This window comes from Fibrobacter sp. UWB16 (genome assembly GCF_900215325.1).
Lineage (GTDB): Bacteria > Fibrobacterota > Fibrobacteria > Fibrobacterales > Fibrobacteraceae > Fibrobacter.
Genome location: NZ_OCMS01000002.1, coordinates 172,006 through 195,303, shown reverse-complemented (window position 1 = coordinate 195,303; position 23,298 = coordinate 172,006). Strand labels below are relative to the sequence as shown.

The following is a 23,298-nucleotide window of genomic DNA, read 5'->3' as shown; positions in this document are numbered from 1 at the left end:
GGCAAAAGCCGTCAACAACAAAGAGCCCGGTACATCAAACCGAGCTCTTTCAAACGCATTTTCCAAAGCGATTAGAGATTCTTTTCGATAGCGTTCTTGAGCGTATTCTTCGGCACTGCACCGACGACGTTACCCACTTCGACACCGTTTTTGAACAACTTCATATTCGGAATGTTCGTGATGCCAAAACGAGCGCAAATGTCCGAAACACCTTCGTCATCGACGTTGATCTTTGCAACGATTGCGCGACCGTCGAATTCGTTGGAAAGTTCTTCGACCACCGGGCCCATCATCATGCACGGACGGCACCAGGTTGCCCAGAAGTCAACAAGCACAAGCTGACCCGAAGAAATAACTTTGTCAAAGGATTCTGCAGTAAGATTCAAAGCTGCCATAAAAAATTCTCCTATATACCAGTAGGAAATATAGCAATTATAAACGATTATTTTTCACTACAACGTCATTCCGAGTCCGTTAGGACGAGGAATCCAGTTATTTCTAGCAAATAACTTTACTGGATCTTTCGTTTCACTCAGGATGACAATTCACCTAACACTTCTTTCTCATCTTCGCGCAATAGATGGGTCCGCAGCCACGGGTCTTGTCCGGCAGTATGTGAACGCCGAGCTCCGTGCGGTCCGCGCCCTCAGGCAAGTCCTCAATGCGAACAAACTCCATCATCTTGCGTTTCTTCAAGATTTTAGCGACCACGGCGTCGTTTTCAAGAGGCGAAAGCGCACAAGTCCCGTAAATCAGTTCGCCTCCAGGTCTAAGCGCATCCACCGCCGATGCAAGGAGCGAGCCCTGTTCCACCGACAAGCGCTTCACGCGCTTCACCGACCACACCTCCAAATGCGAAGGCGAATTCAGCACATGCCTATCCGAAGAGCACGGCGCATCAAGCAAAATGCGGTCGTAGCATTCCTTCTTGTGCATGCCGAACTTCACGCCATCGTAGCCCGTGACGTTGATAATCGAACGCCAAGACTCCGGCAAGGAATTTTCGAGCACATGCTGCAAGCGGAGACGTCTATCCGGCGAGCGGTCATTGCACTGGAGCGAACCTTCGCCCTTGAGCATCGAGGCAATCACGAGCGATTTGCCGCCCGGAGCAGCGCACATGTCAAGCACATCCATTCCAGGCTCTACCGCAAGCGCCTTAGCCGCAAACACCGAAGCCTCGTCCAAAAAATACGGTTCCAAGGCGTCATCAAACTGGAGCTTTGTAGCACAGCCCTCGCCCTTCAGCGATTCCAGCAACGCAGGCCAGCGTTCGCCATAAACCTCTTCAAAGTAGTCGAAAAATTCCATGACACAAATATAGACGAAAGAACGGCTCAGCGAGCCTACAGACGAGAGATGTTTTAAACCAAACATCAAATTCCATGTTCAAAAAATAAAAAACTCTCTGCTCAGGAGTAAGAGCAAAGAGTTTTTAGTTGAGCTACCAGGATTCGAACCTAGACAAACAGAGTCAGAATCTGTTGTGCTACCGTTACACCATAGCTCATCAGTGCGCACCAATTTTAGAAAATAATTTTCACTTTTGCAAGGGGTTATTGAAAATTATTTTTCAGTTTGTAAAGTTATTGGCTCAAAAGTCATCCATTGCTGGTCGAGAGTATCGTTTTTCGGCAACTGCACATGAGCCGATCTCACGTAATCGTCAAAAGCAACACCTGCATTCTGGAGAGCCTTCAAAACCTTCGGGTCACCAGAATAAAGAACTATATCATGTCCGCCAGCCGGGAGATCGACAATCTTCAACATATTGCAGACCATCTCTCTCACAAAATGACTCGTACCCTTCAAACCAACAACCACACTGTTTGCCATGCAATTATCAGACAGCGTCGTATCAGTGCCGTCAAAGGCAAGCTTGACACCGCTCACCAGCACAGAAGGCTTCAAGAGGTTCGTTTCGCCAATCGAGAGCGTATCCTTTTTCTTGAATTCCGTTGCAAGCACATAACGGCTCACACCGGCAAGAGCAACGGCGCCCTCTTCATCGAGCAAGCGGTATTCCATGCGCAAGCTGTCGTGCGGGACCTTTTCCGGAGCAGGCATCACCCAGCGTCCAGAATCATCGGTCACCGTCTGCATCACAAAGCCAATGGAATCGCCTTCGACAAATTCAAAGCCGTACAAATCGGTAATCATCTGGACCTGAACATTTGCGCAAGCCGTATCACCGCACAAGACCGTACCAGACAAGTAAGCGCGTTCTCTCTTCTTTTCTTCGAGCTTGATCAAAGTATCGACTTCCATCGTCGTACTCCAGATGAACGGGCCCTTAGAAATCGTATCGCCAGACTTTACTTCGCCATCCATGTTCCATGTACGATAAATTAACGTATCGGCAACACCGGAATCGGCAAGACGAGCCACGATCTGCGGATCGCCCGGGCAGAACCCAAGCCACCATTCACCGGCAGGGATAAGCATCGAGAACGAATCACCAGCAAACACGCTCTGCGAGAACGGAGTGCCCGGCATGTAGACCTTGAAATGGTCCCCGACTACCACAGACGGTTCGACCACATTTTCATACATGAGCACACTGCTAAACACGGCAGCCTTTTCAAGCTGGATGCTATCCAACACTGTGCCATTCTTGCCCTTCGTCACGGTAGCACGCGGCTTGTACGAGATTTCCTGGTACTCGGCATCGATTACGGCAAGCTGGAACGTATCAGACATTACAGAATCAAACGAGAACATGCCCTGCTCGTTCGTCACCGTTTCGATATAATCCATTTCTGCAAGAGTATCGCCAACAGACGGTTCACGCGCAATGCGGACCATGGCTGATACAGCACGAGAACCATCGGTACGAGTCACCACGCCACCAAGCGCAATCGTGTTACCCGTGTCCGTAACAGTTCCTGTCAACTGACCGTTTTCGCTCGTGCAAGCGAACATGCAAGCGCAAACTGCGACAAGCAATCCTATATACGACTTAGCAAACTTCATCTTCACCCTCCCCATCATCGACCTCAGGCGGAAGAGCCAACTTTTCCTTGCTCAGCGGGAAGAACTGGATGTTCAGTTCGCAAACCATGGATTCACCTTCGTCCGAACGGACGATATCCACGATTTCCTTACGGAACAGATCAATCTTGCTAATGATTCGTTCCAATCCCTGCGCCGACACACTCATCGTCATACAAGATACATTTCTACGTTCCGTACTGTAGTGATCTAGCGCATCCTTACCCAAATCAATCATCTGCTTTTGGAACTGATGAACGAAAAGCGGGGCGATTTCACTGCCATTCGTAATTGCCTTGTTTACGGAATGGTAGAATCCATCATCGCCAAGCTCTATAAGTCCCAAATTCAGAAGAAGCTGGATGGTCTGTTTTGCCTGCGGGAGAGAAATTTTCGGATTCAAGAAGAGTGCGAGCTCCTGAATGTTCTTGTCGTTGATTTTCAACACGGCAAGAGCTTCGCGCGCAACCACGTAATACCACTTGCTATAGTATTCCTGCTGGTTCTTGGTCAAGTTCTTGATCGTACGCGGAAGGAGCGCAGACATCTGGTCGAAGATCTGCTGCTTCGAAGAAGCGGTCGTCGCATGAGTGAAGTCCACCATCAAGGTGAAGTAACGACCTTCCCTTTCGTTAAGCCCGAGTGCTGCGATAAATTTCGGGAGCATCTGCGGAGTGAGCGACTTGCGGCCGCGGATCAAATCCAGGTAGAGACCGGACGAGGAATACCCAGCCTTCTTTGCAAAAGACCGGTACGAGAAATACCTCTGCACGGACTTACGGTACTCGTAGTAGTCCTGGAGGTACTTTCGATAATTGTAGTAGGCATATACGTTCATCAATAAGAAATCTAATTTTTTTTGAATTTTTTGGGAACACCTATTTTTGAAAACGTACCGAAAAAAAGCCCTATTCCATTCTAAATTCGACAAAAAAGAACACTTCGAGAACACTTTTTGTTTTTTAGGTGATACGCTTTCAAAAAAAATTGCTTAATTTAAAGGAACACCCAATCCCATCCCTCGGACTTCCGGTTGTACTCCACCGGAAGTCCTTTTGCGTTATAGGCCTACGGCCGTATAACGCCAAATGCGGCGGCTCGACTCTCGTCATGCTGAGGCGCAGCCGAAGCATCCAGTTATATTTCAAGAACTAGACTTCACTGGATCCTTCACCCTTAAAGGGTTCAGGATGACGGCAAAACGTCATGCAATCTTGATTCCCGTCATGCTGAGGCGCAGCCGAAGCATCCAGTTATATTTCAATACAAGACATTACTGGATCCTTCACCCTTAAAGGGTTCAGGATGACGGCAAAACGTCATGCAATCTCGATTCCCGTCATGCTGAGCGCAGCGAAGCATCCAGTCACACTCCACCAACAACAAGACTTTACTGGATCCTTCCGCTTTCAGCGTCAGGATGACAAAGTCGAGGATGACGAGCATCAGGATGACGGCAAAACGTCAGGCAATCTTGATTCTCGTCATGCTGAGGCGCAGCCGAAGCATCCAGTTATATTTCATATACAAGACTTCACTGGATCCTTCACCCTTAAAGGGTTCAGGATGACGGTGATGCAAACAATCACTGGATCCTTCCGCTTTCAGCGTCAGGATGACAAAGTCGAGGATGACGAGCATCAGGATGACGGCCAAATGCACATCGTCAACTAATTACTATCTTATCAGCTATGAAAATAAAAGAACTTGCCTTGGGAACACTCAGTCGCATTTTACGTTACGCGGGAATACTCCTCCTTATATATATAAGTATGGTATTTTACCTGGCATTGACCGAACGCCGTAACGCATACCCGCGCGCCATCACGCACAACGAAGCCCGCACCGCCATTGCAGATAAGGCAAAGAGCATCAGCTGCACACTCGACGACGGCACCGTTCTCGAAGGTTTTGTTGTCGGAAACAAACAGAATAACATCCTGCTTTATTACCCTGACGCCGACGAAGACGCCGCCCAGTTCCTAGCCGAACTCGATAGCCTCCCGGGCTACGCAGCCACCACATTCAACTACCGCGGAAGCGGCGAGAATAAAGGAACTCCGTCGCAAGAGACATTTGTCACTGACGCGCAAATGATCTACGAATGCGCAACACAGATAAACGGCAATGCCCCAAAAGTCATCGCCGGGCGCGGTACTGGCGCCATTTTAGCGACAAAAATGGTCAAAAAGGAGAATATTACACTTTTGATTGACCCAGTTTGGAGCATTGCAGACGCCATTTCTGACAAATACCGTCTCCTTTACCCAAAATTCCTTGTCCGATCAGACCTAAAAATCGAAAAAAACGACATTTCCACCTCAAATAACATAGTTATCCTATCGGATAGAGCCCGATTCAACGATAGAACAAGCGCTGTTCAACAAGCTTTCGGGAGCGTTAATTTATCAAAGCGAGCCTCAGAAACCCTATCTGAAGCCATCCAAAACGTGATAAATAACAAATAAAGAGAATTTTTTTTCATTTGTTGCAACATTTTACTTTTTTATTATTATTTTTTATACAACAAATGTTATTGGTTACGAAAAAACTATTTTTATCATTTGCACATGTTTTTTTCGTGAAAATCTTTGACATTTGAGACTTTAATTTTTATTTTATCGTCAATCAAAAAACAAACAAAAGAGGTGTAAATGGAAAACGTAATCGTTAAAATGGATGTTCGCGGCTTCATCAGATTCCCGGAAGAAGCTGTCAAGGCTCTCAAGCTCGACAAGCTTGCCACTCAGACAAAGACTGAAGATGGCCGCACTGTCGATGTAGGTCCTTATGTTGACGTCGAAGTCGACCCGGTTGGCAAGCGTGTTGCCATCACGCCGATTAAGACCCCGAAGTCCACTTCTTTCCGCTTCATTAACGGAATCATCGGCTCCAAGTCCAAGTTCCTTTACTTCAAGGGCGCATTCAACGCTATCGGTCTTCAGGTAGCAACTGGTGCTTACACCCTCGTCAAGGAAGGCAACAAGTATGTCTTCACCGCCAAGGGCGCAAAGAAGAAGGGCGAATGGACCACACTCGCATGCCGTAACGCTGTGGGCAACAAGACGATGCTTTCCATCGACACTCGTGGTACCATCATTTTCGACCACAACACCAAGAACGCCCTCAACACGAAGGAAAACAAGACCATGGTTGCAGAATACGATGCAGCCAAGAAGACTTTCAAGCTTACCTTCAGCAAGAACAAGGGCTTCATCAACGTCCGTACCATCGCTAGCCACGCCAATGCATCCTTCATGGGCACGCTTTCTTCTCACGGCATCGCTCTTCCGCTCAAGAGCTTCCGTACCGAAAGCCAGGTCGACAAGAACGTCCTCACGTTCAGCGTTGCCGCCCTTGTTGCACAGCAGAAGGCCGCTAAGAAAAAGTAATCTTCAAAAGTTCTAGAGGTAAGATAAAATGATTGAAGTCTTCAAAGTGTTTTATCCGACCCATTACAACTTCGCAGCTCTCAGTATATTACTCGTTCTCCTTGTGATATACTTGCTGACGAAGAAGAACTTTAAGTGGACCCTCATCTTTCTAGCCCTGCTTATAGCATTCAATGTCGCTATCTACAAGCGCACTGCTGACAGGACTTGGACAATTACCATCGAACCGGAACCGTCGTCCGATCCTTACTATACCCCGCAAGCTCAGAAAATGACCTTCTCGGTACATAAGAACTGGACGATTACCGACGAAAAAGGTGAAGTCCACCATTGGTGTTGGGTAGAAGAATACTGGCAGAGTTTTGCAAGCATCGACCTTGTAGCAAAGCTTTGGGGTGAAAACTCCAGCAAAAAGATGGTTCAATCCACCGAAGGCCGAGCAAGCGAAGCTTCTGAATAGCTTAAAGCGAAACCAATTTCAGTCCGCCATTCTCCAAGCAGAGGATGGCGGGCTTTTTTATAAACTCTCCGGGAGATGCGACAATGCCGTTTGGAGTGTTCCAGATTCCCGAAATATGGTGATGCCCGTGGATGCAGAAATCGCAATGTTCCTTTTTAAGCATGCGGTCGCCCCATTCCAGATATTCATCAACCTTAATGACGCGGCTCTCGCCGTATTTACGACTGTTGCGCCCGACAAAGCGGGCTAGCGCCATGCCCCAGTCCGGATGGATTTGCTTAAATAGGAAGCGGTTGAGCGGCAAATCGAGAACCTTGCGCATAAAGCGGTAGCCCCGATCAGATTTCGGAACGCCATCGCCATGGGTCAAATACACACGCTTGCCCTGAATTTCGAGAACCAGGGACTTGTGGACCGCCACGCCGAGGCGTTTCGGGAAAAAATCACCATACGCAAAATCGTGATTTCCCTGCAATACGTGAACTTCGACACCGGATTCTACAAGTTCCGCAAAGGCACGGTACAGGTCGAAATGCGCCGATGCGACATAGTAGTTGTATTCGTACCAGAACTCAAAAAGGTCGCCAACGACAACGACATGGCTCGCCTTGCCCTTCCAGGAAGAAAGCAATTGGATCAATTTCTGTTCGCGGTCGGGGACTGCTCCCGGCGGCTCGATTCCCAAATGGGCGTCACTAATAAAATAAGCAGGCAAATCCATAGCATCAATCTTAATAAAATCAGTCGCTTTCGTTTTTTTATATCTTTGAGACATGCGCTCCATCGTCAAATTTTTGTGTATCGCAACCGTTTTGACAACGGTTCTTTCGGGTTGCTCCATGAAACTCACGCAAGGCGACCTCGAAGGGATCCCGCTGACCGACGAAAGCTACAGCTTTTTCGGGAACATCCCCTTCGTTTATAGAGGCGACACGCTGGAGCTCTCCCAAGACTTGCTCCGCGCCTACACAAAAACAGCAAGCGAAAAAGATTTCCCACGAGAATCCTGCCGCGGCGAAGCGACCATCAAGGCAACGGTAAAGCAGAACGAGCCTAACTCCGCCTGGAACATCGGATTGCTCATTCCACTGTGGCCAATCCTCCCCGTCAACGAATCCTGGACCTACGCTCTTTCGGCCCGAGTCTTTTGCAACGGAACGCTCGTTCGCCATGTGGAATTCATTGAGCAGCAAGACATTAACGCCATTTTATATGGGCATCTCCGTACAGACCTCGTGAACAAGGCTTCTAGCGAAATGCACCGCAAGCTCGTTCAGCGCTTGGCATTTGAGCTTAACGCGAACAGACTCACCGATTTAAACAGCGTGAGCGATTATTAGCAACTCGTCATTCCGAGTCAAATTGTAGAAACGTCATTCCGAGTCCGTTAGGACGAGGAATCCAGTAAATTCTTGTCTACGCACTACTAAATACCACAAAGAGACTTCGGCACTTAACTAGATCCTTCGACTTCGCTCAGGATGACACATTCTTCCTACTTCCTACCGCCTACAAACCGCTAATCACTATTTTTCTTTCGTCTTTCGTCTCTCGTCTCTCGTCTAAAATCTATTTTTACATCATGTCATACACTTTATACATCGTAGCGACTCCCATCGGGAACATGGAAGATATCACCTACCGCGCTGTGCGCATCCTTAAAGAAGTTCCCCTCGTCCTTGCCGAAGACACCCGCCATTCGAGAATTCTCTTTGACAATTACGGCATCACGACGCCGATGGAAGCCTACCATGACTTCAACAAAGAAAAGGTCACGCCCAAGTACGTCGACTTCTTGAAGAACACCGGCGACATCGCACTCGTAAGCGATGCAGGAACGCCCGGCGTTGCAGACCCGGCATTCAATCTCGTGCGCGAATGCGTCCGCGAAGGCATTGACGTGCGTGCCATCCCGGGCCCGTGCGCAATGATTACGGCACTCGTCTCTTGCGGCATGCCGACCGACCACTTTACGTTCCAGTATTTCTCTCCCAAGAAGAGCGCCCAGCGCATCCACTTGCTCGAGAAGTTGAAAGACGAAGAAGCGACGCAGATTTTCTACGCCAGCCCGCACAACATCGACAAGTTCGTCGAAGAAATCAAGCTTGTCTTTGGCGATATCAAGATTGCGTTAATGCGCGAGCTCACCAAGAAGTTCGAGGAACACCTCATCGGAACGCCGACGGAAATTTCTGCGCACTTCAAGGCCCATCCGCCGAAAGGCGAATTTGTGCTCGTGTTCAATCCCCAAGATAAAAGTGGATTGTAATTCGTGAAAGGCGATTCCGTGACAAGCACGGAATGACATGCACCAACGACTACCAACTAATAACTAATGACCATTGACCAGTTACTAAACAAGCTTAAATCTCTTCCGCGGGCATACAAGGTTTACGTCGCGGTACTTGTTGCGATTGAATTCGTATTGTTCTTGTTGCGTCCGGATACGCCGGGGCTTTACACGCAGCTTCCGCAGCTTTTGCCTATCGTTGCAGCCATCGCGTTTCTGTTTTTCAAGAACGCCCGCCGCCCCTTTGCGCGGTTCATGAACACATACGGCATCATCGTCTTTGCGTTCCTCGCCTTGGATTACCTCACGCGCAGCCATGCGGGGCTTTACCAGATTGTAACGACGTTCATCCCGATGATGCTTTACTGGTTCTCGCTTTTTGCGCGCTGGAACGTGAAGCTCTTTAAGCAGAAAAATGCCCGCATCGCACTTGCACTCGCCACAATTTCGTGGGGCTTTGTCGCTTTTGCATTCCCGCCTCTGCCGCTTGGCCCCGCCATGCTCGTGCTACTTGTGCCGTGGTTCATCATGCTCAACAAGTACAACCGCGAAACAGCAGTCTTTGCCACATTCTGGGCAAGCATGGTCTACAACACCATCAATTACTACTGGATCCGCAATGTGATGAACGTAGAGACAGCCCCTTCTGGACTCATCTTCCTTGGGCTCATTCTCCTCATCGCTTACTTAAGCTTGTTCAATGTCCTCGCCGCATTTGCTTACTCCACCGCCAAGAATCTAAAGATCAAAGGCAAAGCTTACCTGCTTGCATTCTTCCCCATTTTCTTTGCAGGAATCGAAATGGTGCGCACAACAGGTGACTTCGCTTTCCCGTGGAGCCATCTCGGCTACACTTTCGGCAATCATCTTGAACTGATCCAGGCGCTCGCCATCATCGGTGTGTTCGGCTACACCATTCTCATTGTCGCCTCGAACCAGATTGTCGCTTACGCCTTCTTGCAGAAGGGCCGAAAAAAGCTCGCACTATTTGCAATCCCGTTCGCAATTTTCATGGTTCTTCTGACATACGGAAGTAGCGTACTTTCAGCACCAGAAGCAGCACCATACTACAACGCAAACGCTCCTGAAAATCCATCCATCGCCATGGTGCAGCCAAGCATTGCGCAAGGCGCCAAGTGGAGCAAGGCCCGATTCGATTCCATCGTCACCAAGACGTTCGGCATGGCCATGGACAGCACGCCAAACGGCGCCGACTTAATACTCCTTGCCGAAACAGCCATTCCGGACCACATCCGTAGACAGCCGGAAGTCATCAACCGCCTGCATCACATGGCGGACGTGAAAAACGCAAGCATCCTCACCGGAGCACTTGACTTCAAGCGAGTTTCGAAAGACCTCAACAACCCGCGCCGATTCGAGATCTACAACGCCTCGTTCCTCTTTACACCGGGCGATCCTTATTTCCCCAAGCGCTACATCAAAAAGCACCTCGTACCGTTTAGCGAACGCATTCCATTCGACGATGTGTTCCCCATCCTGAACTACGTGGATCTTGGCGAAGGCGACTTTGTCCCCGGCAAAGAAACTCCTGTTTACGGCCCTTACAACTGGACGCCCTATATCTGCTACGACGCCATTTTCGGAGACATCATCCGCGATGCCATCCGTGCAGGGTCCCGCCTGATGGTGAACATCACGAACGACGGCTGGTTCGGCCACAGCACGGCCCCTTTCCAGCACTTGAACATCGTACGTCACCTTGCAGTTACCTACGGATATCCAGTCGCTCGCCTTGCAAACAGCGGCGTTTCAGCATTCATCGACCAGTATGGCCACTACGATCAGAACACGAACATTTTCGAAGAACGCGTCATACAAAGAAAAATGCCCCTCAAGACGAGGAGCACCTTCTATACATCTGTCGGTGAAAGTTTCGAAAAAGCCTTGCTGTGGTTCTTTGCGATTTACCTTGTAGCGCTGTTTGCGCTTGGAAAATTGAAAAATAAGTTATAGCAAACCTTACTCAATGATGTCTTTCCCGCGAAAGCGGGCATCTCCTTCTTGTTAAGTGAAAATGGAGATGCCCGCTTACTTCGACTTCGCTCAGCACAGGCTCCGGCGGGCATGACAGCATAAAGGACTTCTCAAAGCAACAGCATCGGCGGCCAGTGGCCGGCCTTAGGGCGTTCCTTGAATTCTGCATTAGGCAAGAATTCCTTGAGCTTCAACGTCCATTCCGGCTGAACAACCGTGTCCTGTCGCCCATAAAGCACTTGAATATTCTCGCTGTTCGGGATTACCGATTCCACCTTGTGCGACGCTAGATACATCAAGCCCTTGGCTAGCGATTCGGCATCGTACTTCTTGGCCTCGTCGAACCAGTCATCCTGCCAGTCGCCAAAATCTTCTTCAAAAAGTTCCTGGAACGCCTTGAGCGCAGGTTCCGTAGTCGTCTCGAGCTGGTGCGCCATAAAATGCAAGTTCGGAACCGTCCAGTTCCCAATCTCGTCGCAGAAGTCTGCATACGGCGAAAGCAATATCCACTTTTGCCCCTTTTGCGGACCCGCGGTAGAACACATCAGCGATAAAGCGCCAAGCCCCCATGCCACGACAGTGGACGATTTCTTGAAATCCGGAATGTTCTCCGGCTTTTCCAAAAACTCAGCCAATTGGCTGTACTGCACATAGTTATGGTTTGCTGAAGGAGCTACGTCCATCAGATCATCTTCCCAAATACCAAGATTCGAGGCCCAATCGGGCAGCCAGATCCATTTTTCGCTCATATTCAACCTCACTGACGTGAAGATTTTCTCTAACACTCTCTAAACTACAAATAAATGTAGCCTCTATGGGTATATATATCCAATTTTCACTATGATAGCAACTCCTAAAAAAAGTATTTTACAAATCGTATTATTTGTTTACTTCGGAACACAAAACATTGTATATTATCTGTATACTAATTGTAGGAAACCTTTAAAGAGATTTTGCAATATGAAACACTTGATTCCATCGCTCTGCTTAGCACTTCTTTTAGCCGAAACGGCCTGTTCTGCCCCCAACGCTGTAAAGCGCAACGATTCCGATTCCCGTCAGAAGGCCGCAGCAACACGCCAAAGAGCCGAATGTGCCTACAATGAGCTCGACGGCTATGGATCTACCGCAACCGCTGCTACAAAGTCGACCGCAAATACACCTACGGCATTCAACACAGGTAGCGCTGCTAACGCAGCAACCGAAACTTACGTAGACCAGGGTGCAGCCCAGAACATCAGCCAGCCGGTCATCATGGTTTCTCCGACACTTAGCATCAACAAGGATGGCGTACCGGAAGTCGCCGCCGAAAGCCCGTACTCCCGCACCACGGCAGATGCCATCAACGGCTACCTCACCAAGAAGAACTACGATGTCAAGTCTGTTGAAGGTCAGGCTGAACTGACCGGCATCCTCCAGATGCAGAACGACATTGCCAATACCGAAGACGACCTTTCCTATCTCGCAGGTATCGCTCTGGACGCCGACGTCTATATCAAGTACTCTCAAGAAGTTACAAACGACGAAGTGTCTGTCGACATCTCCGCATACGAGACTTCGACTTCGCGCCTCCTCGGTTCGCAGTCGGCTGTAGTCCGCAACAACGGCCACACGTCCAAAATCAACTTGAACTCCAACATTGGCGCAGCAGTCCGCAAAGCCATGCCGGGCCTGGAACAGAAGATTCTCGGCTACTGGAAGATGGACCTCGCCAAGGGTTCACAGTACAAGGTCGTCGTGAACATCAAGGGTGAATACTCCGACAGCCAGACCGAAGATTTACACGACGCCATCATGAAGGGACTCAAGAGCAACTTCAGCTCTGTGAAAGTCAATGTCATGACCGCAAAGACTTTGGACTTCGTCGTCTATGCGAACCCCTTGAAGTACAAGGATTCCCAGGAAGTTTATTCCAAGATTAGGCAGATTTTAAAGCCAATCGCCGAAACCAAGAAAAACAACATCACTCGTAAGCTGATCTTAATGGAGCTGAACTAGTAATGAACATCAAAAGCCTTATCCTTAGTGCTTGTCTCGCAGTAATCCCAGCTATGGCAGGGAAAATCGTTACATACACAGCAACATCCACTATTTCCCAGGAAGATGCCAATAACTCCGCTATTGCAGGTGTAGCAAAGCAGGTCAAATCCCAGATTACTGCAACACAGACACTGACCAAGTACGAAGACATCACTGACGGTAAGAGCGTCCTTGGCGAAACTTACAGAGCCAAAAACAATGTCAAGAGTAACGTTGTTCTCAAAGGCGTCCAGGTCGTTCCCGTAAAAGCGGATAAAGGCTTTAAGGCTACAGCAACACTCGATATGGACGAGTTCACCGCGGATCTCCAGTTCCGCCTGAAAACGCTCAAGCAAGAAATTGCAAACCTTGAAAAGTCTGCCCGTAAAGCAATAGAAAACCGAGTCTATGTCAATGCAGCCAACGATTTGACCGAGGCCAAAGACAAAGTCGACGAACACAATTTCTACTTGCTCCAGCTTGCAGAAGTTTACCCGCTCGACGATAGCCACCGCCTGCAGCACGGCCTCCCGGAAATCGAAAAGCTCCTCGTCGAAAGACTTTCGAGCATCACCATCATGACAACATCTGAACAGAATTTTGAACTGACACGATCGGAAATGCCGGCATGGGAAGTTATCGTCAAGGATTCTTTTGGACCTCTTCCGAATTTCCCAATCATCGCCCGCCAGAGCAAGACGCTTTCGGAACGCCGCTCTCAAAAGAACGGTACTGTTTCCTTTAAATTGCGCAATGTCAATTTCGAAAAGGGTCCATACGTTATCATCGTAGAACCGAACCTCCCGCTAGAACTTTTGAAAAAGACCGGACTTGCAAGCGCTCTTGAAGTTCCGTATCACGTGCGCAAGGCCCGCTGCGAAGTCAAGCTGAACTGCGACAAGATTGCCAATGTTTGCAGTGCCCTTGAAAACGCACTTTCCAAGAAGTCCATCTTCACAACAACGGACGAAGAATCTGGAGCACCGGAACTCACTGCTGAAATTGAGAATACCTTTAGAGGTAGGCTCGGATTCATTTCGTCATTTGACTTTACCATTTCTATCAAGGGCGACAAGATCAACTTCTTTACGACGGCAAAGGGAGTCGGCCGAAACGAAGTCGATGCAACCATCAGCGCTCTCCGAAAGACGGACTTCAGCGCCCTCCAGAAGCAGCTGATGCCGATTTGCGGAAAGTAGTCGGAATGATTCCAAACTAAAAATGTATCTTTACAAAGCCGCTGTTTGGCGGCTTTTTTCTATGCCAAAAAGAATTTTATCGATATTGTTCATTCTGTTGCTCGCCATCCCGGTTGCGGCAGGTTTTAAGGTGAACAAGGCGGGACTCCCCAAGCGCCCGCAGAATAGCTATGTGCTTGATGAAGACCGCCTGCTCACAAAGCAAGAAGTGCAGTTCATCAACGCTCTTTCTGAAGAGCTTTACAGAAAAGCAGGCTTTGGGCTTGCGGTAGCGCTCATCCATGACATCGGCTATGCGGACTTTAGAGATTACGCCTTGAACATTGCCGAAAGCTGGGGCGTTGGCGGTAAATCGAACGAAGGTGTCCTGATTTTTGCGGCGATGAAGCAGCGCAGGCGCAGTGTCGAAGTCGGCTATGGCGCCGAAGGTTACTTGCCCGACGTACTCGTGGAACGGCTCCAGCAAAAGACAATTGTCCCTGCATTTAGGGTTGAAAAATACGGTCAAGGAGTCATAACGCTCGCTTGGGAAATTGCGCAAGTCGTCGCCAAGGAAAAAGGCATTACGATCGAGGTCAACACAGACCAGCTCCCGCAAGAAGAAGAAAGCAGCCCGTTCGGACTCGCACTCATTATTTTCGTGATCCTATTTTTGCTCGTTTCGAAGAACGGCGGCGGACGCGGAAACGGATGCCTCTGGTTCTTGCTCGGAAACGCCCTTAGCAATAGCAGTCGTGGTCACCACCGCGGCGGTTTCGGCGGTGGATTCGGGGGATTTGGCGGAGGCGGCTTTGGAGGCGGTTTCGGCGGTGGATTTGGTGGAGGCCACTTTGGCGGTGGCGGCTCCGGCGGAAGCTGGTAATTTAGAGGTTCCCTATGAGAAAGATTTTAAGTGTTGCAGAATTTCAGAATTCGGAATGGCCGAAGCTCTTTGAAGAAGCGTTCGGCGACAATCTCGTATCGGCATTCATTCACGGCGATTGCCTTATGGAAGGATATTCTGCGCTGGAATTTCCGTGGACGGTCAGCTTTATTTTGAAGTCCAATTCCGTCGAAGACTTGCTCCCTTTGCAGAAGCTTACAGCAAAGGCAAAGCGCGAGAACATCGAGTTCAATCACGTATTCACCCGTTATGAAATCAAGACCTCGCAAGATGTGTTCCCGCTGGAATTTTTGCATATCAAAAGCCGAAATGTAACGATTTGTGGCGAATCGCCGCTTGCAAATTTCAGCCCAAATCTTGCGGAACTGCGTATGGAATGCGAACGCGAACTACGCGGGTTGCTCGTGCATTTGCACCAATTTTTTCTTTACCTCAAGGAATACCGCAATCCGCACGAGATTTACGTGCGTTCTACAATAACGCTCCTGCCCTTGCTTTACGGAGTCTATTACCTTTCGACCGGCAAATATCCTGAAAATCACGAACAAGTTTACGAGATGTTCCCGGGCGTGCGCATTCCTAACATGACCGATGACAAAAAAGTGATTCTAGAAAACATCAACAAGCACATCGAAGCCGTTACCGCAATCGTGAATCAAGTCGATGCGATGAAAGTTTAATCCGTTGTTTTGCGGTAGGCTTTGGGCGAGACTCCGACGAGGCGCTTGAAGAACTTGCCAAAGAACGAGACGTCCGGGAAGTTCAGAATCTTGGAGACCTTCTGGATGTCTCGAGAAGACGAGCGCAACAGCACCTTTGCATCGAGCGCGATATGCTCATCAATCCAGCGCTTGGCGTTCTTCCCGGTCTGCTCTTCGGCGACAGCAGAGAGATACTTCGGCGTGATGCCGAGTTCATCGGCATAATACTTCACGGAATGCTGCTCGCGATGCTTTTCGACAACGAGATCAATGAACTGCGCGAATAGCACCTGGCCACGGCTCTTGACGACATCCGTCGTGAGCGGTTCATCGACAAAGCCGATACATTCGTACAAAAGTCCAATCAAGTGATTCTTGAGGACCTGCAAGCGGCAAGCGTTCGTTTCCGTCGTTTCAAACTTTTTCTTCAAGAACTCGAAGCTTGCATTCAATTGTTCAAACTTGCCCTTGTCGAGCTGTTGCAACGGATTTTCACGGAACCTTAAGATCAATCGCGTATTGTCATCAAAGCGAATGATCAGTTCATCAATCATGTTCTTGGAGCATGCAATGCAGATGGGGTCAAAATCTTCTGACGCCTTCTTGGCACGCAACACCTGTTCCGGAAAAACGACGAACAAGGCGCCCGCTTCAAGGTGATAAGTCTTGAGATCGAGTTCAACATCCACAGAGCCGCGTTTCACCAAGAGGAGCACCGCCGCTTGAACTTTTACATAATTTTCAAGCCCGAATTCCTTAAGGCTGCTGAACATGGCAATCTTATCGGGCAACACGTTTGCTTGACACAAAAAATTCAACATCGAAAAATCCGCAGTGCGGATATTCGCATTTTTATGTAAAGGAAGATCATTCATTATATAAACATCATAGAAAAAAGTTGAGAAAACGTCAATTAATGAAAATGGAAGTATGTTCTAATACAAGATGGCGATTCCGCCCCGTCCCCATTCGCGGATCATGACCACATAAGAGCTGAAGCTCTAAGTGGTCAAAGAGCTCGGAGGCCGGAATGACAACAAGGCTAGATTTTTAGAATAGTTTATAGCTGAAGTACAGGGTGTACGCGAAGACGCCACGGCTCATGGGTTCAAAGAATTCGGAGGAATAGGCGGCAATTTTGGCATAAGCATCCAAGCGCCCGCCCATAGCAATTTTATCCGTCAAATCGTATTCCATAGAAGCGTGGTTCATCAGCAACATGTCCCAGCCATCGGCGCCATAGTGCGGGAGCGAGCCCGGAATCGTGTGCAGCGCATCGACAATCGTCTTGTTCTTAATCCGGAACTTCTTGCCTATCAGAACTTCAATACCCAAAACATACTTTGCACCCATATTGTACTGGTAATTGTCCATGTTCGATTCATAATCCGGATGGACTTCACGAATTAGATCATCGTAGCCCATGTCCGTCGTACCGAGCAATATGAAATAAATCTGGTGGTACATGCGGAACCGCAACGAGGGTAAAAGCCAAAGCGAGAAATCGATGCCTGTACCGATAGAAATTGTACCGACCGTCGCAAAGTCGCCATAGAATGTGCAATAGTCGAGATACGTCGCAAAGTCCACCCAATGCCCACGGCCATGAACACCGGCGTTCATGAGTTTGCCCGTCACGTCAAGCTGAAACAGCGTTCCATCGGGGCCAACTTCGCCACGAGTAAACAAAGTAAAGTAATCAAAAGGACGCTTAACCTTCCGGAACGGCTTGCCGTATTCAATTTCGGCACCGTACATGACATGCTTATCGTCCCAGCGCTGGTCCAAGTCATCTTCATTGCGGCCACCGTAGCGATAAATGTTTCCAAAGTGCGAGCCAGTTCCCAAGAAAATAGACAGGTCCATCGGAGTATTCCCTGTGATGCCGTCGCGATTGCCAAATACCTTTCTTTGCAAATAAGCGGCATGAGAAATTCCAAAAGCCCCCACTTGATTATACCAAGATGATTCATCTACACCATAGAATTTTCTTGAAAGTCTGTACAAAACTTCGCCATAAACGGCACCGCCGATAGATGTCGCAATAAGGTCATTCGGCGCAGGGTATTCCGTCTCGGCAAACATTTCCCACGTGTAGCTTCCGATGGCAGAAAACAGGAGGCTTGCGTAAAATCCATAACCTGCACCACGCGCAAGGTTGTAATAAACAGAGCCCTGATAAGGATGCCCGTAAAAATTAATCGCCCAATGATTGTGATCCCATTCCCAACCTTCCTTGAAATTGCGCTTCCAATAGCTAGGCCCGGTGCGCGCATAATCCTTATCGAGAACGTAACGGTCCCACGCCCAGATAAACCCGTTAAATCCGAAAATTTCACCTAAAACAATAAACGGAGAAAGCTCCGTGGGATTGTTCAAAGCATCGATTTCAAGGGTATCTTCAAACGTCGTATTGGTTATAAAATATTCGACATTGATAGAATCTTCAGGAAGCGTTTGGTCGGAAAACAAGGGTGCGCTCCAAGCGGCTACAGACAAAAATAACAGCGATGACAACAGTTTGCGAAACATATCACTCTCTCTTTTTCGCAAAAACTAAAACTTTGTCAAAAAATTTAAAGAGGAGTCTCGACGACTCCCCTAAACTAGAGAATGAACGACAAATATTTAAGATAAATGGTTACTTCGACTTGAGCAAGTTATCGAAGTAGACGATTGTCTTTTCGAGGCCCTGGCGGAGCGGGATGGTCGGTTCCCACTTGAGAGCGCTCTTGGCAAGCGTGATGTCCGGACGGCGCATCTTCGGATCGTCACCCGGTAGCGGCTTGTAGACAATCTTGCTTTTGGAACCCGTGAGTTCAAGAACTTCCTTTGCAAGTTCGAGCATCGTGAATTCGCCAGGATTGCCGATGTTCACCGGTCCGATAATCTTGTCCTGGTTCATCATGCGGACAAAACCTTCGATGAGGTCATCCACATAGCAGAAGCTACGCGTCTGGCTACCATCACCGTAAATGGTAATGTCTTCGCCATTGAGCGCCTGGACAATGAAGTTCGAAACAACGCGGCCGTCGTTCGGGAGCATGCGCGGGCCGTATGTATTGAAAATGCGGACAATGCGGATGTCGACCTTGTTCTGGCGGTGGTAATCCATGAAGAGCGTTTCGGCGACGCGCTTGCCTTCGTCATAGCAGCTGCGGATGCCAATGGGGTTCACGTTTCCCCAGTAGTCTTCGGTCTGCGGATGCACAGCCGGGTCGCCGTAGACTTCACTTGTAGAAGCCTGCAAGATGCGGGCTTTCACGCGCTTGGCAAGGCCGAGCATGTTGATTGCGCCCATGACGCTTGTCTTGATGGTCTTTACCGGATTGAACTGGTAATGGATCGGGCTTGCCGGGCAGGCCAAGTTGAAAATGCGGTCCACTTCCAAAAGAATCGGTTCAGTCACATCGTGACGGATGAGTTCAAAGTTGCGGTTGTCGCGCAGGTGGGCTACGTTAGCCATACGGCCTGTGAAGTAATTGTCCAGGCAAATGACTTCGTGACCGTCATTCAAAAGTCTTTCGCAAAGGTGACTTCCTAAGAATCCAGCACCACCAGTAACTAAACAACGCATAAAAACTCCCATAAAGCGTCAGTATAGTGGAAATATAGTAAAGGAGAATAATAAAGGAGATGCCCGCTTACTTCGACTGCGCTCAGCACAGGCTCCGGCGGGCATGACAATTCAGCATCGGGCATGACAGCTAGATGGCGGGGCAACGCCCGCCATAACAAATTCGAATTAAATTCGCATCGAGATGTCGAGGGCCTTGACGCTGTGCGTGAGGGCACCGACAGAGATGAAGTCGAGACCGAGCGTTGCAATCTGCTTCGCACGTTCGAGCGTCATGTTGCCAGAACCTTCCACGAGGCACTTGTCGCCGCTTTCCTTGATAATCTTCAAGGCTTCAGCCATCATTTCGTTGCTCATGTTGTCGAGCATGATGACGTCAACGCCCTTGTTGAGAAGAGCGCGGAGCTGGTCGAAGTTTTCGACTTCCATTTCGACCATCAAGCCCTGCTTGTTGTTCTTCTTGACGACTTCAAGAGCTTCGAGCACGCCACCGGCGGCTGCAATGTGGTTGTCCTTCACAAGCACCATGTCAAAGAGGCCCATGCGGTGGTTGGAACCGCCACCGACGCGAACGGCGTACTTCTGCAACGTGCGGAAACCCGGAATCGTCTTGCGGGTGTCGAGAACCTTGGTCTTACCGCCCTTCAAGGCTTCCTGGAACGTGTGAGCCACGGTTGCCACACCGGAGAGCTGCTGGATGAAGTTCAGGAGCGTGCGTTCGCCTGTCAAAAGTTCGTGCGTTGTTCCATCGAGTTCGGCAATCAGGTCGCCCTTCTTCACGACGTCACCATCTTTCTTGTGGAGCGTCACCTTGGCGTTTGCCTTGAGTTCCTGGAACACGAGTTCAATAATCGGGAGGCCGGCGAGCACGCCATCTTCTTTAGCGATGAGACGGGCATGCTGTTTCTGGTCCGCGGGGATGGTCCATTCACTGGTCACGTCACCCGTGCGAACGTCTTCCGCCAAAGCGAGGCGGATCATGGTCAAAGCATCTTCGGTTGGGAATACTGGAGTAGAATTATCGCCGTACATTACTGTGCGCCTTTTCCGGTTAAAACAACGTAAACTGTTCGTACAAGAATCTGGAAGTCCAAAAGCAAGCTCATATTCTCGTAGTAATACATATCGTACTGGAGCTTGATCTGCACATCTTCGATGCTCGTATCATAGTGGTGGCAAACCTGAGCCCAGCCAGTGAGGCCCGGTTTCATCTTGAGGCGGCTGATGTAGAACGGAATCTGTTCACGGAGCTTGCCGATAAACACAGCGCGTTCCGGACGCGGACCCACCATGCTCATGTCACCTTTCAAAACACAAAGAATCTGCGGAAGTTCATCAATGCGGGTCTTGCGCAAGAAGCGTCCAATTCGCGTAATGCGCGGGTCCTTCTTGGTGGCCCACTGGGCACCGAACTTTTCGGCATCGGTACGCATCGTGCGGAACTTGTAGACCGTAAACGGCTTGCCATAAAGGCCAATGCGTTCCTGCGAATAAAAAACAGGGCCATGGTCATCTAGCTTAATCGCAATGGCTGCAAACAAGCAAACCGGAAGCGACAAAAGCCCGAGGAACAAGCCAAAAGCAATATCGATAATGCGCTTGACACGCACCTGCCAAGGCGGCATCGTAAACGCAAAAAGTTCCTGCAATTCAAAGCCGTAAACAAGGTTAGCCTTGAAGCGTCCATTCACAACGCTATACAGTTCAGGAACAATATAAATGTGGAGCGGGAGTTCGCAAATCCAGACGAGCACACGCATAATCTCTTGCGGAGAGGTACTTTCGTGCGCAATGATAATGCCGCTGACCTTGTACTTCTTGACAAGAGCCGGCAAATCGGAATACTTTCCGAGAATAGGAACATTTGCAAACGTCTTCGGCAACACCTGGAAACGTTCATCGACAAAGCCAACAACACGCTGACCACGGGCTGGAGTCTTTGCCAAATCTTCTGCAATCTTTCGGCCCGCTTCCGTAGCGCCAAGCACAAGGATGTTGTTCGCACCATATCCCAAACGGAGCAAAGCCCGCAAGAAGATATAGATGAGCATACGGAAAAAGCCGACAAGCAAAATGGCTAAACCGCCATATATAAATATCCACGGGAACCGAGATCCATAGAGATAGCCTTCGCTGAGCGGTTGGTTCGTGAAGACTTTCCCCATGAATTCAGCACCGAAAAGACAGACAATCACCAAGACCACACCAATGACAACGGCCCTGAGGACGCGCAAGACTTGGTGCGTTCTTGAAAGCAACAACCAGGAGCGATACAATCCGGCAAAGGTAAATAGAGTAAGCCACCCGATATTCAAGACAAGTCCGTACTGCCAATAGCTTTCGAACGTCTTGCTCGGGTCAAACTTATCTACAATCCAGCCACTATGGAACTGAACCCAAAACGCCAAGGCGAAACAAATCGACAAAGCGGCAAAATCCGAGAGGATCAGAAGTACTCGTTCCAAAGTAGTTGCGCGAATCATATACGACCTTTAATTAAGCGAGGAAGCGGATGACCTGGCTCTTCTCAACGATTTCGGAGAGAGAGTTCACTGCATCGACAGCCTTGGAAAGCTTGCTGTCGAGAGTCTTTTCCGTAATGACGACGATGGACACCTTGCCCGGGTCGTTCACGTTCTTCTGGATAATCGTTTCGATAGAGATGTTGTTGTCTGCAAGAATCTTCGTGATCTTAGCGAGCACACCGCAGGCGTCACGGGACGTGAAGCGGAGGTAGTAGCGGGCGCTAGTTTCGGAGATAGGAACGAGCGTTGCAGAGTTTTCGACGTTGAACCAGCCCATCGGGAGTGCCTTGCGGCTGCCCTGGTCGGTAGAACGAGCGAGGGACACGAGGTCGGCCACGACTGCAGATGCGGTCGGGAGGCGGCCAGCACCGGCACCGGTCTGAACCGTTTCGCCGAGATTGTCGCACTTGAGGTAAACAGCGTTGATAACGCCATTCACGTTAGAGAGCAAGTTCGTGTTCGGGACGAAGCACGGATGGACACGGGCGTCCACGCGGTCGCCGTCGCGGTGGTAGATACCGAGGAGCTTCACGCAGCAGCCGAGTTCCTTGGCAAATGCGATATCCTGGGCGGTAATCTTGGAAATACCGGTGACGTGAATCTTTTCGAAGTCCACGCGCTTGCCGCTGCAAAGGCTAGCAAGGAGGGCGGTCTTGTGGGCGGAGTCGATACCTTCGATATCGAAAGTCGGGTCAGCTTCTGCAAAGCCGAGCTTCTGGGCGTCCTTCAAGACGACGTCGAAGTCGAGACCTTCTTCAGCCATGCGGCTGAGGATGTAGTTGCAAGTACCGTTAATGATGCAGCTCAGGCTTTCGACCGTAGAGCCAACGAAGCCTTCCTGGACGCTGCGGATGATAGGAATGCCACCGCCGACAGCAGCTTCGAACAGGACATGCAAGCCCTTCTTTGCAGCGAGCGGGAAAATTTCGTGACCGTACTTGGCAAGGAGAGCCTTGTTAGCCGTAACCACGTGCTTACCGCTTTCGAGAGCTGCGAGGATCCACTTGCGCGGCATGTTGTAGCCACCGGCGAGTTCCACGAGCACGTCGATATCGTCGCCAGCAATCATTTCGTCGGCATTGGTCGAGACCTTGTAGCCCTTAGCCTTGTACGGGGCCACTTCTTCTTCGGACTTAGCGCAAATGCAGGAGAGTTCCAACTCAACGCCAAGCTTTTCCTTATATTCGGCAATCTTCTGTTCAAGAATCTGAATGACACCACCACCAACGGTACCCGTGCCAATTAAACCAATACGCAACATATAGC

At 49.4% G+C, this 23,298-nt stretch carries 23 protein-coding genes and 1 tRNA gene; 11 read left to right on the top strand and 13 right to left on the bottom strand.

Annotated elements, in window-relative coordinates; all coding sequences use genetic code 11:
- Positions 1-71: 71 nt before the first annotated feature.
- The 5 genes from trxA to CRN95_RS06230 form a co-directional block, all read right to left on the bottom strand.
- Positions 72-395 (bottom strand): thioredoxin, encoded by a 324-nt coding sequence (gene trxA, locus CRN95_RS06250; RefSeq protein WP_088629436.1) that lies wholly within the window; start codon positions 393-395, stop codon positions 72-74.
- 154 nt (positions 396-549) lie between these two features.
- Positions 550-1,311 (bottom strand): RNA methyltransferase, encoded by a 762-nt coding sequence (locus CRN95_RS06245; RefSeq protein ID WP_097020757.1) that lies wholly within the window; start codon positions 1,309-1,311, stop codon positions 550-552.
- A 128-nt stretch (positions 1,312-1,439) separates the two neighbouring features.
- Positions 1,440-1,510, bottom strand: a tRNA-Gln gene (locus CRN95_RS06240).
- 56 nt (positions 1,511-1,566) lie between these two features.
- Positions 1,567-2,973, bottom strand: coding sequence for a hypothetical protein (locus tag CRN95_RS06235; protein WP_088629438.1), 1,407 nt, complete (start codon positions 2,971-2,973; stop codon positions 1,567-1,569).
- Positions 2,960-3,829, bottom strand: a complete 870-nt coding sequence (locus tag CRN95_RS06230) for a TIGR02147 family protein (protein WP_097020389.1) — start codon at positions 3,827-3,829, stop codon at positions 2,960-2,962. Before CRN95_RS06230 ends, CRN95_RS06235 begins: the two co-directional genes overlap by 14 nt.
- Before the next feature lie 467 nt (positions 3,830-4,296).
- On the opposite strand from CRN95_RS06230, the gene CRN95_RS06225 reads away from it, so the two are divergent.
- From CRN95_RS06225 to CRN95_RS06210, 4 genes are all read left to right on the top strand, one after another.
- On the top strand, positions 4,297-4,665 hold the full coding sequence (locus CRN95_RS06225) for a hypothetical protein (protein WP_097020388.1): 369 nt from the start codon (positions 4,297-4,299) through the stop codon (positions 4,663-4,665).
- A gap of 98 nt (positions 4,666-4,763) precedes the next feature.
- Positions 4,764-5,459 (top strand): alpha/beta hydrolase, encoded by a 696-nt coding sequence (locus tag CRN95_RS06220; RefSeq protein WP_235002906.1) that lies wholly within the window; start codon positions 4,764-4,766, stop codon positions 5,457-5,459.
- 186 nt (positions 5,460-5,645) lie between these two features.
- Complete coding sequence (locus tag CRN95_RS06215; protein WP_073423275.1) at positions 5,646-6,383, top strand: hypothetical protein; 738 nt, start codon at positions 5,646-5,648, stop codon at positions 6,381-6,383.
- 28 nt (positions 6,384-6,411) lie between these two features.
- On the top strand, positions 6,412-6,843 hold the full coding sequence (locus tag CRN95_RS06210; protein WP_088630661.1) for a hypothetical protein: 432 nt from the start codon (positions 6,412-6,414) through the stop codon (positions 6,841-6,843).
- Position 6,844: 1 nt separating this feature from the next.
- Here the strand turns inward: CRN95_RS06210 and CRN95_RS06205 are convergent, their stop codons facing one another.
- Positions 6,845-7,564 carry a UDP-2,3-diacylglucosamine diphosphatase gene (locus tag CRN95_RS06205; protein WP_088630793.1) on the bottom strand — a complete coding sequence of 240 codons (720 nt, stop codon included), beginning with the start codon at positions 7,562-7,564 and terminating at the stop codon, positions 6,845-6,847.
- 52 nt (positions 7,565-7,616) lie between these two features.
- Here CRN95_RS06205 and CRN95_RS06200 point away from each other — a divergent pair, with 52 nt between their 5' ends.
- From CRN95_RS06200 to lnt, 3 genes are all read left to right on the top strand, one after another.
- Positions 7,617-8,183, top strand: a complete 567-nt coding sequence (locus CRN95_RS06200; protein WP_088630662.1) for a hypothetical protein — start codon at positions 7,617-7,619, stop codon at positions 8,181-8,183.
- Positions 8,184-8,425: 242 nt separating this feature from the next.
- Positions 8,426-9,112, top strand: coding sequence for a 16S rRNA (cytidine(1402)-2'-O)-methyltransferase (gene rsmI / locus CRN95_RS06195; RefSeq protein ID WP_097020386.1), 687 nt, complete (start codon positions 8,426-8,428; stop codon positions 9,110-9,112).
- Positions 9,113-9,178: 66 nt separating this feature from the next.
- The gene (gene lnt / locus CRN95_RS06190; RefSeq protein ID WP_097020385.1) at positions 9,179-11,107 is read left to right on the top strand and encodes an apolipoprotein N-acyltransferase; all 1,929 of its coding nucleotides are present in this window, start codon (positions 9,179-9,181) and stop codon (positions 11,105-11,107) included.
- 131 nt (positions 11,108-11,238) lie between these two features.
- On the opposite strand, the gene CRN95_RS06185 is transcribed toward lnt, so the two are convergent.
- Positions 11,239-11,877, bottom strand: coding sequence for an alpha/beta fold hydrolase (locus tag CRN95_RS06185; RefSeq protein WP_097020384.1), 639 nt, complete (start codon positions 11,875-11,877; stop codon positions 11,239-11,241).
- 211 nt (positions 11,878-12,088) lie between these two features.
- On the opposite strand from CRN95_RS06185, the gene CRN95_RS06180 reads away from it, so the two are divergent.
- The 4 genes from CRN95_RS06180 to CRN95_RS06165 all read left to right on the top strand — a co-directional run bounded on the left by CRN95_RS06180 (position 12,089) and on the right by CRN95_RS06165 (position 15,909).
- A complete protein-coding gene (locus CRN95_RS06180) occupies positions 12,089-13,126 on the top strand; it encodes a hypothetical protein (protein ID WP_097020383.1) in 1,038 nt (345 codons plus the stop codon).
- Positions 13,127-13,179: 53 nt separating this feature from the next.
- Positions 13,180-14,346 (top strand): hypothetical protein, encoded by a 1,167-nt coding sequence (locus CRN95_RS06175; RefSeq protein ID WP_235002905.1) that lies wholly within the window; start codon positions 13,180-13,182, stop codon positions 14,344-14,346.
- A gap of 61 nt (positions 14,347-14,407) precedes the next feature.
- Positions 14,408-15,208, top strand: a complete 801-nt coding sequence (locus CRN95_RS06170; RefSeq protein WP_097020756.1) for a YgcG family protein — start codon at positions 14,408-14,410, stop codon at positions 15,206-15,208.
- A 14-nt stretch (positions 15,209-15,222) separates the two neighbouring features.
- Positions 15,223-15,909, top strand: a complete 687-nt coding sequence (locus tag CRN95_RS06165) for a hypothetical protein (protein ID WP_097020381.1) — start codon at positions 15,223-15,225, stop codon at positions 15,907-15,909.
- Here CRN95_RS06165 and CRN95_RS06160 read toward each other — a convergent pair.
- The 6 genes from CRN95_RS06160 to CRN95_RS06135 all read right to left on the bottom strand — a co-directional run bounded on the left by CRN95_RS06160 (position 15,906) and on the right by CRN95_RS06135 (position 23,293).
- A complete protein-coding gene (locus tag CRN95_RS06160; protein WP_235002904.1) occupies positions 15,906-16,751 on the bottom strand; it encodes a helix-turn-helix domain-containing protein in 846 nt (281 codons plus the stop codon). The genes CRN95_RS06165 and CRN95_RS06160 overlap by 4 nt on opposite strands.
- 229 nt (positions 16,752-16,980) lie before the next feature.
- The gene (locus tag CRN95_RS06155) at positions 16,981-18,462 is read right to left on the bottom strand and encodes a DUF3943 domain-containing protein (protein ID WP_097020379.1); all 1,482 of its coding nucleotides are present in this window, start codon (positions 18,460-18,462) and stop codon (positions 16,981-16,983) included.
- Positions 18,463-18,571: 109 nt separating this feature from the next.
- Positions 18,572-19,507 carry a UDP-glucuronic acid decarboxylase family protein gene (locus CRN95_RS06150; RefSeq protein WP_097020378.1) on the bottom strand — a complete coding sequence of 312 codons (936 nt, stop codon included), beginning with the start codon at positions 19,505-19,507 and terminating at the stop codon, positions 18,572-18,574.
- Between the two features lie 168 nt (positions 19,508-19,675).
- A complete protein-coding gene (gene nadC / locus CRN95_RS06145; RefSeq protein WP_088630674.1) occupies positions 19,676-20,539 on the bottom strand; it encodes a carboxylating nicotinate-nucleotide diphosphorylase in 864 nt (287 codons plus the stop codon).
- A complete protein-coding gene (locus CRN95_RS06140; RefSeq protein WP_088630675.1) occupies positions 20,539-21,990 on the bottom strand; it encodes a sugar transferase in 1,452 nt (483 codons plus the stop codon). The genes nadC and CRN95_RS06140 overlap by 1 nt, the downstream gene beginning before the upstream one ends.
- 13 nt (positions 21,991-22,003) lie before the next feature.
- Positions 22,004-23,293 (bottom strand): homoserine dehydrogenase, encoded by a 1,290-nt coding sequence (locus CRN95_RS06135; RefSeq protein WP_014546893.1) that lies wholly within the window; start codon positions 23,291-23,293, stop codon positions 22,004-22,006.
- Positions 23,294-23,298 lie beyond the last annotated feature (5 nt).

Excerpts from the sequence above, each read along its gene's own strand:
- trxA (WP_088629436.1), bottom strand. The coding sequence starts at position 395 with ATGGCAGCTTTGAATCTTACTGCAGAATCCTTTGACAAAGTTATTTCT.
- CRN95_RS06245 (WP_097020757.1), bottom strand. The coding sequence starts at position 1,311 with ATGGAATTTTTCGACTACTTTGAAGAGGTTTATGGCGAACGCTGGCCT.
- CRN95_RS06235 (WP_088629438.1), bottom strand. The coding sequence starts at position 2,973 with ATGAAGTTTGCTAAGTCGTATATAGGATTGCTTGTCGCAGTTTGCGCT.
- CRN95_RS06230 (WP_097020389.1), bottom strand. The coding sequence starts at position 3,829 with ATGAACGTATATGCCTACTACAATTATCGAAAGTACCTCCAGGACTAC.
- CRN95_RS06225 (WP_097020388.1), top strand. The coding sequence starts at position 4,297 with ATGACGGCAAAACGTCATGCAATCTCGATTCCCGTCATGCTGAGCGCA.
- CRN95_RS06220 (WP_235002906.1), top strand. The coding sequence starts at position 4,764 with ATGGTATTTTACCTGGCATTGACCGAACGCCGTAACGCATACCCGCGC.
- CRN95_RS06215 (WP_073423275.1), top strand. The coding sequence starts at position 5,646 with ATGGAAAACGTAATCGTTAAAATGGATGTTCGCGGCTTCATCAGATTC.
- CRN95_RS06210 (WP_088630661.1), top strand. The coding sequence starts at position 6,412 with ATGATTGAAGTCTTCAAAGTGTTTTATCCGACCCATTACAACTTCGCA.
- CRN95_RS06205 (WP_088630793.1), bottom strand. The coding sequence starts at position 7,564 with ATGGATTTGCCTGCTTATTTTATTAGTGACGCCCATTTGGGAATCGAG.
- CRN95_RS06200 (WP_088630662.1), top strand. The coding sequence starts at position 7,617 with ATGCGCTCCATCGTCAAATTTTTGTGTATCGCAACCGTTTTGACAACG.
- rsmI (WP_097020386.1), top strand. The coding sequence starts at position 8,426 with ATGTCATACACTTTATACATCGTAGCGACTCCCATCGGGAACATGGAA.
- lnt (WP_097020385.1), top strand. The coding sequence starts at position 9,179 with ATGACCATTGACCAGTTACTAAACAAGCTTAAATCTCTTCCGCGGGCA.
- CRN95_RS06185 (WP_097020384.1), bottom strand. The coding sequence starts at position 11,877 with ATGAGCGAAAAATGGATCTGGCTGCCCGATTGGGCCTCGAATCTTGGT.
- CRN95_RS06180 (WP_097020383.1), top strand. The coding sequence starts at position 12,089 with ATGAAACACTTGATTCCATCGCTCTGCTTAGCACTTCTTTTAGCCGAA.
- CRN95_RS06175 (WP_235002905.1), top strand. The coding sequence starts at position 13,180 with ATGGCAGGGAAAATCGTTACATACACAGCAACATCCACTATTTCCCAG.
- CRN95_RS06170 (WP_097020756.1), top strand. The coding sequence starts at position 14,408 with ATGCCAAAAAGAATTTTATCGATATTGTTCATTCTGTTGCTCGCCATC.
- CRN95_RS06165 (WP_097020381.1), top strand. The coding sequence starts at position 15,223 with ATGAGAAAGATTTTAAGTGTTGCAGAATTTCAGAATTCGGAATGGCCG.
- CRN95_RS06160 (WP_235002904.1), bottom strand. The coding sequence starts at position 16,751 with ATGTTGAATTTTTTGTGTCAAGCAAACGTGTTGCCCGATAAGATTGCC.
- CRN95_RS06155 (WP_097020379.1), bottom strand. The coding sequence starts at position 18,462 with ATGTTTCGCAAACTGTTGTCATCGCTGTTATTTTTGTCTGTAGCCGCT.
- CRN95_RS06150 (WP_097020378.1), bottom strand. The coding sequence starts at position 19,507 with ATGCGTTGTTTAGTTACTGGTGGTGCTGGATTCTTAGGAAGTCACCTT.
- nadC (WP_088630674.1), bottom strand. The coding sequence starts at position 20,539 with ATGTACGGCGATAATTCTACTCCAGTATTCCCAACCGAAGATGCTTTG.
- CRN95_RS06140 (WP_088630675.1), bottom strand. The coding sequence starts at position 21,990 with ATGATTCGCGCAACTACTTTGGAACGAGTACTTCTGATCCTCTCGGAT.
- CRN95_RS06135 (WP_014546893.1), bottom strand. The coding sequence starts at position 23,293 with ATGTTGCGTATTGGTTTAATTGGCACGGGTACCGTTGGTGGTGGTGTC.